The organism is Ferdinandcohnia salidurans (assembly GCF_042680725.1).
In the GTDB taxonomy this organism is placed as follows: Bacteria; Bacillota; Bacilli; order Bacillales; family Bacillaceae_L; genus Ferdinandcohnia; species Ferdinandcohnia salidurans.
Genome location: NZ_JBHUEK010000033.1, coordinates 1 through 12801, shown reverse-complemented (window position 1 = coordinate 12801; position 12801 = coordinate 1). Strand labels below are relative to the sequence as shown.

11 protein-coding genes and 2 riboswitches are annotated in these 12801 nt (G+C 39.2%); of the genes, 6 read left to right on the top strand and 5 right to left on the bottom strand.

All coding sequences use genetic code 11. The features are described 5' to 3' along the window. Nucleotides 1–54: 54 nt before the first annotated feature. The 4 genes from ACFSFW_RS22060 to ACFSFW_RS22045 form a co-directional block, all read right to left on the bottom strand. Nucleotides 55–1317 (bottom strand): glutamate-5-semialdehyde dehydrogenase, encoded by a 1263-nt coding sequence (locus tag ACFSFW_RS22060; RefSeq protein WP_388041444.1) that lies wholly within the window; start codon nucleotides 1315–1317, stop codon nucleotides 55–57. A gap of 13 nt (nucleotides 1318–1330) precedes the next feature. Further along, nucleotides 1331–2452: a glutamate 5-kinase gene (gene proB, locus ACFSFW_RS22055; protein ID WP_388041443.1), complete on the bottom strand. Its 1122-nt coding sequence runs from the start codon at nucleotides 2450–2452 to the stop codon at nucleotides 1331–1333. A 91-nt stretch (nucleotides 2453–2543) separates the two neighbouring features. Beyond that, nucleotides 2544–3398: a pyrroline-5-carboxylate reductase gene (proC, locus tag ACFSFW_RS22050; protein WP_388041440.1), complete on the bottom strand. Its 855-nt coding sequence runs from the start codon at nucleotides 3396–3398 to the stop codon at nucleotides 2544–2546. Between the two features lie 321 nt (nucleotides 3399–3719). After that, nucleotides 3720–4697 (bottom strand): asparaginase, encoded by a 978-nt coding sequence (locus tag ACFSFW_RS22045; protein WP_388041437.1) that lies wholly within the window; start codon nucleotides 4695–4697, stop codon nucleotides 3720–3722. A 171-nt stretch (nucleotides 4698–4868) separates the two neighbouring features. On the opposite strand from ACFSFW_RS22045, the gene ACFSFW_RS22040 reads away from it, so the two are divergent. Further along, nucleotides 4869–5579 (top strand): MOSC domain-containing protein, encoded by a 711-nt coding sequence (locus ACFSFW_RS22040; protein WP_388041435.1) that lies wholly within the window; start codon nucleotides 4869–4871, stop codon nucleotides 5577–5579. A 265-nt stretch (nucleotides 5580–5844) separates the two neighbouring features. Here the strand turns inward: ACFSFW_RS22040 and ACFSFW_RS22035 are convergent, their stop codons facing one another. Continuing rightward, nucleotides 5845–6987: an alpha-hydroxy acid oxidase gene (locus tag ACFSFW_RS22035; protein WP_388041432.1), complete on the bottom strand. Its 1143-nt coding sequence runs from the start codon at nucleotides 6985–6987 to the stop codon at nucleotides 5845–5847. 146 nt (nucleotides 6988–7133) lie between these two features. Continuing rightward, a riboswitch (SAM riboswitch) is annotated at nucleotides 7134–7251 on the top strand. Between the two features lie 93 nt (nucleotides 7252–7344). On the opposite strand from ACFSFW_RS22035, the gene ACFSFW_RS22030 reads away from it, so the two are divergent. The 5 genes from ACFSFW_RS22030 to ACFSFW_RS22010 all read left to right on the top strand — a co-directional run bounded on the left by ACFSFW_RS22030 (nucleotide 7345) and on the right by ACFSFW_RS22010 (nucleotide 12737). Beyond that, a complete protein-coding gene (locus ACFSFW_RS22030) occupies nucleotides 7345–8454 on the top strand; it encodes an iron-containing alcohol dehydrogenase family protein (RefSeq protein ID WP_388041430.1) in 1110 nt (369 codons plus the stop codon). Between the two features lie 74 nt (nucleotides 8455–8528). Further along, nucleotides 8529–9365: a MetQ/NlpA family ABC transporter substrate-binding protein gene (locus ACFSFW_RS22025; RefSeq protein WP_388041427.1), complete on the top strand. Its 837-nt coding sequence runs from the start codon at nucleotides 8529–8531 to the stop codon at nucleotides 9363–9365. 139 nt (nucleotides 9366–9504) lie between these two features. Continuing rightward, nucleotides 9505–10542: a methionine ABC transporter ATP-binding protein gene (locus tag ACFSFW_RS22020; RefSeq protein ID WP_388041425.1), complete on the top strand. Its 1038-nt coding sequence runs from the start codon at nucleotides 9505–9507 to the stop codon at nucleotides 10540–10542. Beyond that, on the top strand, nucleotides 10526–11188 hold the full coding sequence (locus ACFSFW_RS22015) for a methionine ABC transporter permease (RefSeq protein ID WP_388041525.1): 663 nt from the start codon (nucleotides 10526–10528) through the stop codon (nucleotides 11186–11188). Before ACFSFW_RS22020 ends, ACFSFW_RS22015 begins: the two co-directional genes overlap by 17 nt. Nucleotides 11189–11328: 140 nt before the next feature. Beyond that, nucleotides 11329–11406, top strand: a riboswitch (ZMP/ZTP riboswitch). Nucleotides 11407–11537: 131 nt separating this feature from the next. Then, on the top strand, nucleotides 11538–12737 hold the full coding sequence (locus ACFSFW_RS22010; RefSeq protein ID WP_388041422.1) for a phosphoglycerate dehydrogenase: 1200 nt from the start codon (nucleotides 11538–11540) through the stop codon (nucleotides 12735–12737). The last annotated feature ends 64 nt before the right edge of the window (nucleotides 12738–12801 follow it).

Below are 12801 nucleotides of genomic sequence, written 5' to 3'. Positions count from 1 at the left end.
CTTTCATCAAAAAACACGACAGGATGCTGAGCATTCTGTCGTGTTTCGTTTCTATTATCTTATTTGGCCATTTCCGGTCATTAAGAATTTTACTGTAGTTAGTGCTGGTAGTCCCATTGGTCCACGTGCATGAAGCTTTTGCGTTGAAATGCCAATCTCCGCTCCAAACCCTAAGGCTCCACCATCTGTAAATCGGGTTGAAGCATTATGATAAAGAGAAGATGCATCGACAAGTTTCATGAATACATCTGCTACTTCTTGATTTTCTGTAATAATCGCTTCTGAGTGCTTTGTCCCGTACTGTTCAATATGGTCAATGGCTTCGTGCACATCTTCAACAATTTTCATCGCAATATGCAAACTTAAGTATTCATTTGCCCAATCTTCTTCACCTGCTAGGATAGCGTTCGGGATAATTGATAATGCCTGTTCATCGCCATGCACTGTAATAGAATGTTCCTGTAATGTTTTCACAAGGGCATCCTTATGCTTTAGCAACCAATCCTTATGGATAAGGACTGTTTCCGCAGCATTGCAAACAGCCGGTCGATCCGTTTTTGCATTCACAAGGATAGGCAACGCCTTATTGACATCAGCTTCAGCGTCAATATAGACATGGCAGTTTCCAACACCTGTTTCAAGTACAGGAACTGTCGCCTGTTTAACAACCGTTTGAATCAAAGAGGCCCCGCCGCGTGGAATAAGCACATCAATATATTCCTTCATCGTAAAAAGCTGTCCTGTAGCTTTTCGATCCGTACTTGCAATAAATTGAACAGCTTCCCTTGGTATCATCGTATGCTCTAGCGCATATTGAATCACCTCAACGATTGCTTTATTTGTGTGAATCGCTGATGAGCCACCTTTTAAAATAATTGCATTTCCGGATTTCAACGCAAGCCCAGTTGCATCAACCGTTACATTTGGTCGTGCCTCATAAATCATTCCAATAACGCCCAAAGGTACGGTTACTTTTTTCACCTGTAGGCCGTTTTCTAATGTCCAATCTGAGATGACTTGGTCTGTTGGGTCCTCCAAAGCAGCAACTTGGCGAAGTCCCTCTGCAAAATCAAAAATACGTTCCTTTGAAAGGGTTAGCCGATCCATGAATGCTGGCGTGTATCCGGCGTCTTCCCCTTTTTGTAAATCAACCTTATTTGCTTCTAAAATGGTTTCAAAGCTTGCTTCCAAATGTTCAGCTAATATATATAATGCCCTGTTTTTATCGTCAGTTGATAGAATACCTACTTGTTTAGCCGCTTTTTTTGCTTCACGGGCTTGATTTCTAATATCTACATTTTCTTTTACTAAAGTCACCTAATTCCTCCTTTTAAACTCCTATTGTGATTGGTGCATCAATATGGCAAACAAAATCTCCCATTTCCATGATGACAGTGGAATCGATTACTTGATCTCTTTGAGACTGTAGCATCCGTCCTAAATCCTCTGAAGAGATTTTCACCAAACCTCTGGCTATTTCTTCTTCATCCGAGCCCACTACACGAACAACAGCACCTTTTTCAAACCTACCTTCGACCTGAAGAATTTCCTTTAGCCGTAGGCTCTTTCTGTTCTTTACAATTCTCTCTGTTGCATCGGCATTTATGATTATTTCTCCCTTGGACCCCGAGTGAAAGGCAATCCACTTTTTCTTTTGATTAAGTATTGTCACAGATTTTTTACAATCAAAATACGTACCCGTCGCCTTTTCTTCCACGGCATCCACGATTATATTTCCTTTGTTTGCATTTCCTAAGAAGGTGGAAATCCCAGAAGCCATCGCAATCTTCACGGCTTCAATTTTAGATTTCATGCCACCTGTACCAACAGCACTTCCAGATCCACCCGCAGCATTCTCGATTTCATCCGTAATTTCAGACACTCGCTCAATCAGCTTAGCATCCTCATGTGAAGTCGGGTTTTTATCATATAAACCATCTATATCAGATAAAATGACCAGTTGGTCGGCATCCACTAATCCAGCAACTTTAGCCGCCAATGTATCATTATCACCAAAGTTCAAACGCTCTGTCGAAAGCGTATCATTTTCATTAACGATTGGAATAATTCCCCGCTCTAATAAAACGTTCAACGTGTTGCGGACGTTTTGATAACGTGATTCATCCAAAAAGTCGCTTCTTAAAATTAAAATTTGCGAAGCCACATAGCCGTGCGATAAAAAGAGGTGGGAATACGATTCCATTAATAATCCTTGACCAATCGATGCAGCTGCTTGTTTTTCCGGCAATGAATCTGGGCGTTTAAGACAGCCAAGCTTTCTATATCCAGCAGCGACTGCCCCTGATGATACAAGGACAACCTCGTGCCCTGCATCCTTCAGCTCGGCAATTTCATTCGTCAGTTTTTCTAGTTTTATCTTACTAATTTCTCCGTGACGACTCGTTAACGAGCTACTTCCGACCTTAATAACAACTCTTTTTTCTATGGACATCCGATCAATCCTTATCTGTTTTTGTTTTTGATTGCCGGACGATAATACTTTTACAAGCGCTTATCGCCCGTAAAAGGGTTATATGCTTATGTTAAACAGCTTGAACTTTTTTCTCATTAGCTCCTTCAAGCTGTGAACTGATTTCTTGGGAACGCTTTGCTGCATGTTTAATAGCTTGTGAGATCGCCTTACCGCCACCATTTTTATCTAAGGCTGCTAAACCTGCAGCTGTGGTTCCATTTGGGGAAGTCACATTTTCTCGTAATGTGGTCGGTGTCTCATTCTGTTGCTGAATCATTTTTGCTGCCCCGACAATCGTTTGAGCAATAATATCTCTTGTCACATTTTCCTGTAATCCTGCTTTTCTCACTGTTGCTTCCATATGTTCCATTAGGTAATAAATATAGGCAGGTCCACTACCCGCTACTCCTGTAAACACATCCATTTGCTCCTCTGGAATTTCGTAAACTTCACCAATTGATTCGAGTAGGTCTTTTGCTAGTAACATATTTTCAGTAGTAGTCGTGGAACCAGCTGAAATTGCTGTTGCAGACTCTCCAATCATGCTAGATGTATTCGGCATCACCCGAATCACCTGTTGCCCCGCTGGTAAATGCTGCTCCATGTAGGTTGTGGTAATACCCGCTAAAACGGATAAAACGAGTTGGTGCGGTTGAAGTGAATCTTTGATGGACTGTAATGCAACTTCTGCATCCTTAGGTTTCATTGCGAGGACGATCATATCGATATTTCGTAGGTTTAGATGTTGGCTTGTTAAACCATTAATTTTATAATTTTCTTCAAGCTGTTGTAGTCTTGCAGTATTCGAACGATTGGTAACAAAAATCTGGTTCGAAGGGACTTTTCCAGCTGCAACAATTCCTGAAATCATTGCCTCTGCCATTGATCCTGCCCCTATAAAAGCGATTGTTTTTTCATGTAACATCAAATGTCTCCCTTGTGGTAAAAATTTTAACAACGTATTTATCGTAACATCTTTAAAACCATTATCAAGGGTATCTCGGAAAGTCATATGCATATGATTCAATTAGCGAGTGTAAACGCTACCAAAGTAAGCTAATCACATCAAACCACCTTCTATCCGCTCAAAACACGCCTGAGCCAATAATTTGCCAGTTAGTGGGACAAAGGGACAGGTCCCTCGTCCCAAAATGTTACAAACTACTACTAAAACCGACAAAAAGGACAGGTCCACCGCCTTTGCTTACTTTTCAAATAACAAATGAACCTATTCTTTTCCTAGAATTTAATGATGAAAATGACCTTCATTTATATCTTTAATGCCCGCTGCAATAAGAACTGCTAATTTAATTCGTGCCTTCTTGCTGTCATAATCACTAGCTAATAGGACTCCCGCATTTTGTAAGGACCAAGCACTTCCCGGGAAGTCATAAACCATCTTTACCTCCCCTTCCTCAGCACTTGTTGTAAGAAGTACATATATCCCTTTTTCAACTGCCCTTTTTACACTATCAAGGATATAAGGCGGTGCATGACCTCTACCAGGGGCTTCTACAATAATTCCTTTAGCCCCATGATCAGTAGCACAATCTATAAACTTACCATCTGAACCAAGCGAGGTTTTTACAAGCTCAACAGTAGGTAATGAGGTTTTCAAAGTATATGTTTCCCGTTTTACTGGTTTTTGGTAGATAAATATTGTATCTTGATCCACAATTCCTAGGTAACCAAAGCCAAAAGACGTAAATCCATCAACGTTTGAAGCATGTTTTTTCTTGATGTATCGCCCTGAAAAGACCCTCTCATTAAATAAAGCAACCGTTCCAAGACCCCTACATTCTGGATATGCAGCTAATAGAATGGATTGGCGCAAGTTAACAAAAGCATCCGTTCCATTCACTTGAGGTCCCCGCTGTGAACCAGTGATCACAACTGGCCTTTCGTCAGCGATAACTAAATCCAAGAAATATGCCGTTTCTTCTAATGTATCCGTCCCATGAGTGACTACGACTCCATCTACATCTGAGCTTTCAAAGACCTCTTCAATCTTTTCCTTCAAAGTAATTAAATGACCAAACGTCATATGATTACTAGGTATCTGAAAGACAGATATCACATCAACATCTATATATGAAGGGAGATCACACATTTCAGATAGTTCTTCACCAGACATCACACCAGCTGTTAACAGCCCCGTTTCTGGATTTCGTTTACTGGCAATTGTCCCACCTGTACTTAACATAATGATTTTTTTCTTATCCACGGTTACCCTCCTCAATCTAAAACAACCATTAGAAGCTTTTAATTTAATAGTATAACTCGCCACCACTTGTTTCAATAGTTTGAATTAAAAGAAATTACCATCACTTTAAGCCATATTGGACAAATTCCTTCTATTCAATAGTGGTAAACTAAAACTAGAGGTGATAGATAAATGGAGAGCCAACCATACATTAACCAATTATTTATTGGCAAACCCAAAACAATGGGTGACCCAAATGCGAAAAAGCTTATGGATAAAGAATGGACAAGTGGTATTTTTAAAGAACCCATTCATAATCCGGTAATGCTTGGTAAAGAGAGTTTAACCGGGGATGGTCAAGCTGATTTAAAAAATCACGGCGGACCTGAAAAAGCCGTTCTGGCCTATGCAGCAACTCATTATGAAAAATGGCAAAGTGAATTGAATCATGATCAAATTGTCGCAGGAGCAATGGGAGAAAACTTCTCTATTGTGGGTCTTGATGAATCCAATGTTTGCATCGGGGATATTTATGAGGTAGGAGAGGCTTTGGTTCAAGTTTCACAACCACGTCAGCCGTGCTGGAAGCCTGCTCGTCGCTTTAAAATACTAGATTTTGCATTACGGATTCAAAATAGCGGACGAACCGGATGGTATTTCCGCGTTGTCAAAGAAGGCATTGTTAAAGAGCAGGATAAAATCAAGTTAATAGAACGCCCATACCCTGAATGGACCATTGCTCGTTGCAATGAAGTCATGCATGAAAAGAATGAGGATATGAAGGCAACTGCGCAACTTGCAGACTGCAAATACCTTGCAGCGAATTGGAAAGAAACACTAGCAAAACGACTAAAAGGTGAATCAAAATCAATCGAAAACCGTGTTTACGGACCGAATATTTAGATTTGCCGGAACTTGAAAAATTTTTGTCTAATCTGTAACAGGTTAAACGGTTAAATTGGACTGAATATATTTGTTTAGCATGAAGGACAAAACAGATTGGCATTGAGGATAAAGTGGCCTTCATTGCCTCGATGAAGACCACTTCTACCGAGAATCGAAGATAAAATGTCCTTCATTACATCTATGAAGACCTATTCAACCCAGTATGGTGAACTAAACGCCCTTCATTAGACCCAATGTTCTTCTCATTCTAGCGACTTCAAAATTATGATTTTATTAATCGAATTGATTTAAGGTCTTTAACACAGGAGACACCAGATAAAGCGATGGAAACCTTTGTATCTTGAACAAAGTTGCCAATCACCTTCTCTACACCTTTCTGTCCTGCAGCCGCAAGTCCATACACAAACGGTCTACCAATAAAGACCGCCTCTGCTCCTAACGCAAGTGCCTTAACAATGTCAGAACCGCGTCGAATTCCACTATCAAATAAGACGGGAATTTCACCCTTTATCTCTTCCACTATAAGTGGTAATGCATCAATGGCAGCAATCACACCATCAAGCTGCCTACCTCCATGGTTGGAAACAATAACTCCATCCACACCATTTTCAACCGCAAGTCTAGCATCATCCGTACTAAGAATTCCCTTTAATAAAATTGGCAATGAGGTCCGTTCCTTTAATTCAACGACATGAGTCCAGTTAAGTGAAGGATGATGAATATTATCTAAGATTCCCTGAATAATAGACTCTGAATCTTGACTATCTAGGGAAGATAAGAATACCGAATCTTGTTCATAATTGGCTTTCCCTACACCCTGCCTTAATGGTGAAAAACGATTCTTCATATCTTCTTCTCTCCAGCCCATCATAACCGTATCAACTGTTAGAACAATTGCCTCGTAACCCGCCTCCTCAGCTCGTTTTACCATATTAAAGGAAACCTCTTTGTTGTTCGACCAATAGAGTTGAAACCATTTCGGGCTATTACCAGATACCTCCGCTACCTCTTCAATTGAATAGCTAGAAACGGTGCTTTGGACAAAAGGCACTTGATAAGCAGCGGCCGCTTTTGATACAGCTAATTCTGCCTCTTCATGTGCCAATTTTAGCATTCCAACTGGGGCCAGCAAAAAAGGATGAGGGTATGTTTTCCCGAACAAGGTGATGCTTGTATCGATATTTGATACATCTCGTAAAACCCTCGGTACAATGGAATACTTGGCAAATGATTCTTGATTTTCCCGTAAGGTTACTTCCCCACCTGCTCCTGAACGAACATACCCAAATCCTCCAACAGACATTTTCTTTTTCGCTTCCTGCTCCAATTCTTCATAGGAGACTGGAAAATATTCATCTTTCACAATATTCTCTATGTACGCATCTTTCACTTTTGATATATTCATTGTATAAAGCCTTCTTTCCATATTTATTGTAATTAACCTACTACTTAAAAATGAGGTAGTCAATTGAATTTTTGACAATTTAGAAAAAAAAGATTGACTTACCTTTTAAACAAGTTTAATATCAAAATAATAAATTTCATAACAATCTCTTATTAAGAGCGGCTGAGGGACTGGCCCTGTGAAGCCCGGCAACCATTCATGTTTTACTTAGACATGAACAGGTGCTAAATCCTGCAAAATACATTGTATTTTGAAAAATGAGAGAGGTACTACTTCTAAAGTAAATCCACGCCTCTCTTTATGAGAGGTTTTTTTATTTTCTGGTAAATCACTTAAAAGAATGGAGGGATGGAGTATATGTCAATACAAACAGTAAAAGGAGCACCCGGTCATTTTAGAATTGGCGAAGGGAGCCTTAAGGAATTAGAAATCCTTTTATCTGAGCTAAAGGTTCAAAAAATTCATATAGTATGCGGTAAGAAGGCCTGGAATGCAGTATCCACCTATTTACCGGAGATAATAACCAATTTACCTATGTCAAGTTTTACCTTCATTGAGGGTCACTGTACCTTAGAAAGTGTAGAAAGTATTTCTAATCATCTATCAGTAAACTCAGTTGATGCAGTTATTGGTATCGGAGGCGGAACTGCACTAGACACTGCGAAGGCTTCAGCAATTAATGCAGGTATAAAATCAATATTGATTCCAAGTATTGCATCTACATGTGCGGCATGGACTCCACTTAGTGTGTTTTATGACCAAAATGGAGTTTTTACACACTACACTGAATTCCCTCTTGCCAATACCTTAGTACTTATTGAGCCTGCTGTTATTGCCTTAGCTCCAGTAAAGTACCTACGAGCAGGAATTGGTGATACACTAGCGAAGTATTACGAAGCAGAGGCATTATTGTCTGCGTTTTTCAAAAATCAAGAGCTACCGGTTTGGCTAAAGGTTTCAAAGTTCTCAGCATCTATTTGCAGAGATGTTCTACTACAGGATGCAACAGTGGCTATCCAATCTGCCTCTAAAGGAAGTGTCTCTGATGAACTGGTTAGAGTGATTGAGGCCATTATTATGACTGGTGGTATGGTCGGTGGTTTCGGTGGAAAGGCAGGAAGAGTAGCAGGAGCACATTCCATTCATAATGGCCTTACTGAAGCAAACCAAGCCAGAAACTTTTTACATGGTGAGCTTGTTGCATATGGAACTCTGGTCCAGTTAGCTCTAGAAAATAAAGAGCAAGAGCTTTTAAGACTATCAAGCTATTATCATGAATGGGGACTTCCAGTAAATTTAAAAGACTTAAATATTGATCCAGAAAACAAAACTCTTTTGGAAGCGATAATTAAAAAAGCAACTCTCCCACAAGAGTCTATCCATTTTATGGATATCAATATTTCAGAAGATGCACTCTTATCAGCCATACGTAACGTGGAAGATCTTACTTTCACAAAAATTGATTAAACCTACATATTACAGATATATGAAAAAATCTAAATCTGATTAAATATGAATATACAACGAAAAGAGGAAAAAACATGAAAAAGTGGTTGTTAGCTAGTATACTTGTTTTAATTATTTCGACTCTTGCAGCTTGTGGTGGAAGCAGCGAGTCTAGTGGTTCAAAGGACGAAAAAGCAGAAGGTTTATATAGTGATGAAAAGCTAGTTATTGGAGTAACAGCTGGTCCTCACGAACAAATCCTTGAAAAAGTAAAAGAGCTTGCTGAAAAAGAAGACCTAAATATCGAAATCAAAGTCTTTACTGACTATGTGATGCCGAATATTGCTTTAGACGAAAAAGAGCTTGATTTAAATATTTTCCAAACGGAGCCATACTTCAACGCATTTAAAGAAGACCGAAAATTAGACCTTGTCAAATCATTTGACACTGTATCATTCCCAATGGGAGTTTATTCATTAAAGGTAAAGGATATTGCGGAGCTAAAAGATGGCGCTAAAATTGGTTTACCTAGTGACCCTACAAACAGCGGACGTGCACTATTACTATTTGAAAAAGCTGGTCTGATTAAATTAAATCCAGATACTGGTCTTAACTCAACTGTTAAGGATATTGAGGAAAACAAAAATAATTATGAGTTCATTGAACTTGACTCTGCACAAATTGCACGTCAACTAGATGAGCTTGATGCAGCAGCGATTAATACGAACTTTGCGATTGAAGCAGGATTTACACCATCCAAGGATGCAATTTTTATCGAACCTAAGGATTCTCCATTTGTAAACCATGCTGCCGTAAGAACAGAAAACAAAGATGATGAAATTATTACGAAATTAGCGGATATTTATCGCAGTGAAGAAATAGCAAAATTCGTTGAGGAAGAATTTGACGGATCTGTTGTTCCATCTTGGTAAGCAATTTGAGAGGAGGACGCGGTAACCTTTTTACTGCGTCCTCCTTACTAGCAATACTAGTTTTTAACGTAGGATGATTACTACAAACCTTTTTATCTTTAAAAAGGACGTTATACCAGCAAAGAAGGGAGTTTTACAAATGATTGAACTAGTGGGAATCTCAAAAACTTTTACAGCTAAACAGGGTTCAATTCACGCGTTAAAGGATGTTTCCATTTCAGTAAAAAAAGGGGAGATATATGGTGTAATTGGTTATAGCGGTGCAGGAAAAAGTACCCTTATCCGATGTGTGAACCTTTTAGAAAAACCTGACTCTGGGTCTGTAATTGTGAATAATGTAGATTTGACAAAGCTCTCAACTGGAAAACTCCGTGAAGCTCGGGGACAAATCGGAATGATTTTCCAAGGCTTTAATCTTTTGAAAACAGCAACAGTGTATGAAAACATAGCACTTCCATTAAAACTTAATGGCTTAAGCAAGCAGGAAGTCGAGGCGCGGGTAACAAAATATTTAAATATTGTAGGACTCGAGGAAAAGCATCATGCCTATCCTTCTGAGCTTTCAGGTGGACAAAAGCAAAGAGTAGCGATTGCACGTGCACTAGCCCATGAACCAGAGATTCTTTTAAGTGATGAAGCGACAAGTGCACTTGATCCTGATACAACAGAAGCGATTTTAGACTTATTATTAAAGATTAACAAAGAGCTTGGGATCACCATTTTACTTATTACTCATGAAATGAATGTCATTCAACGGATATGTGACCGGGTTGCTGTTATGGAAAATGGCGAGGTTATTGAGAAAGGACCAACGAGAGAGATTTTCACATCTCCTCAGCATCAAACAACAAAAAGATTTGTGAATAGCCTATTCTCACATAAGATTCCGGACGAAATACTCACTACCTTAAATGAAACAGGTCAGGTCGTCACCCTTTCCTTCTTTGGAGAATCTTCAGGTGAACCAACATTAGCTTTAGTCAGTAAGAAATTTGATGTCTTTCCAAACATCTTATCTGGAAGCATTACCCGCTTAAAGGAAGAAAACTTTGGTCAGCTTTTGATTCACTTAAAGGGTGACCTCGTCGAGATTGAAAAAGCCCTAAGTTTCTTAGAACAACAACATGTACATGTGGAAGGAGTGAGAGTAAGTGACAAGAATAGAAGAATTTCTTGAGCTTTGGGGCAGTGATCTTTGGGAAGCTACTATCCAAACTTTCCAAATGGTTGGAATTGCATTAGGGATTTCCATATTAATTGGTCTGCCATTAGGAATATTACTTGTTTTAACAAGACCAGAAAAGGCCTTAGCTAATAAGTATGTATATCAAATTTTAAACATTATTATTAATATTATTCGTTCCGTCCCATTCATCATCTTATTATTCTTCATCCTTCCTTTTACAAAGTTCATTGTTGGGACATCAATTGGTGTAAAAGGTGTTATTGTTCCTTTAGTTGTTTATACAGCTCCTTATATTGCAAGATTAATGGAAACAGCTCTATTAGAAGTAGACCGTGGAGTATTGGAAGCCTATGAAGCCATGGGAATAAAAACCCGGCATATCATATGGCATGTACTTGTAAGAGAATCCCGTTCATCCATTATCCTTGGCTTAACCATTGCTACCATTGGTCTAATTGGTGCTTCGGCAATGGCCGGGTTAGTTGGCGGAGGTGGATTAGGAGATCTCGCCTACCGCTACGGTCACCTCCGCTATGAAGTGGACGTTATGTATATAACCGTTATATTGCTCATTATCTTAGTACAAGGACTCCAATCCCTAGGCAATAGTTTGGCATCACGTTTAAAGAAGGATTAACTTTCTCAATTGTGATACTTCTAGCGGGTTTTTAAATATCATTGCGTATGAAGCCTGCGCCTAGTCCATCGCCCCAATTTTTAAAATAAATTAAAACTTGAAATATATCAAAAAACTTGGTATCATACTTACAAATCAAAAGGACTATATGTAACTGGCGCACGCGGATTACCGCGAGGGAGCATATAGTGTCGGAGCCGTTCGCCTGGGCAGAGGTAAGGGAAAGTCCCTTGCCTCTTTCTGTTTATCGTGAGGCGAAATGCCAATCCTTTTAACAGATCCAGACATTCATAAATTTTTATTTTAATAGTTTTTTAGTTAAATCTTAATCAAAAGTGAGGTAGACGAGATGAGCACACTTATTGAAAATCAGGTAAAAACGGTTAAAACATTAAATAATATTTCTGAAAGCGGACTAAAGGTGTTCAAAAATGACCGTTTTGTAATTGATGATCAAAGTGAGAACCCAGATGCGATTGTTGTTCGTAGCTTCGATATGCATGACCTTGAGTTTGGCGATAATTTAAAAGCAATTGCACGTGCAGGTGTTGGTGTTAACAATATTCCAATCCAAAAGTGTACGGAGAAAGGGATTGTTGTTTTTAATACACCAGGTGCTAATGCAAACGCAGTAAAAGAAATGGTATTAACTGCATTAATGGCTACATCCCGTAATGTTTTTTCAGGGATTGCTTGGACAAAGACATTAGAAGATAAAGGTGAGCAAATACCTCAACTTGTTGAAAAAGGGAAAAAGCAATTCGTTGGAAAAGAAATCAAAGGTAAAACACTCGGTGTTATCGGATTAGGTGCAATCGGTGCACTTGTTGCAAACGATGCGCTTGATTTAGATATGGATGTTATCGGGTTTGACCCATTTATCTCAGTAGATACGGCTTGGAACTTATCACGTAATGTACAGCGTGCCATGTCACTTGAACATCTTTTTGCAGAGTCAGACTATATTACCGTTCATGTACCTTTAACCAAGGACACAAAAGAAATGTTTAATAAAGAAACTTTCAGCATTATGAAGCCAGGTGTTCACATCATTAACTTCTCACGTGGAGAGCTTGTGAACGAAATCGATATGGCAGTGGCACTTGAAGATGGAATCGTTGGAAAGTATATGACAGACTTCCCAAATGAAAATGTGTTAAAAATGAAGAATACCATTTGCACTCCACACCTTGGTGCTTCTACAAATGAATCAGAGGAAAACTGTGCGATTATGGCAGCTCGTCAGACGAAGGAATACTTAGAAACTGGAAACATTAAAAACTCTGTAAACTTTCCAAACGCTGCGCTTCCTTATACAGGAAAAACGCGCGTAACAGCTTTCCATAAAAACGTACCAAACATGGTGGGGCAAATCACATCTGCTATCTCTAACTATGAGTTAAACATCGCAGACATGGTTAACCGTAGCCGTGGTGAGTATGCCTATACGATGATTGACATTGATAATGAAGTAAATGGGGAAATCGTTCCTAGTATATTAGAAAGAATTAAGCAAATTAACGGAATCATTTCAGCACGTGTAATATAATAGAGTAGGCGCATGAATTACTCATGCGCCTCTCACAGATCCGTACGTGCGGGTCATCGCATAC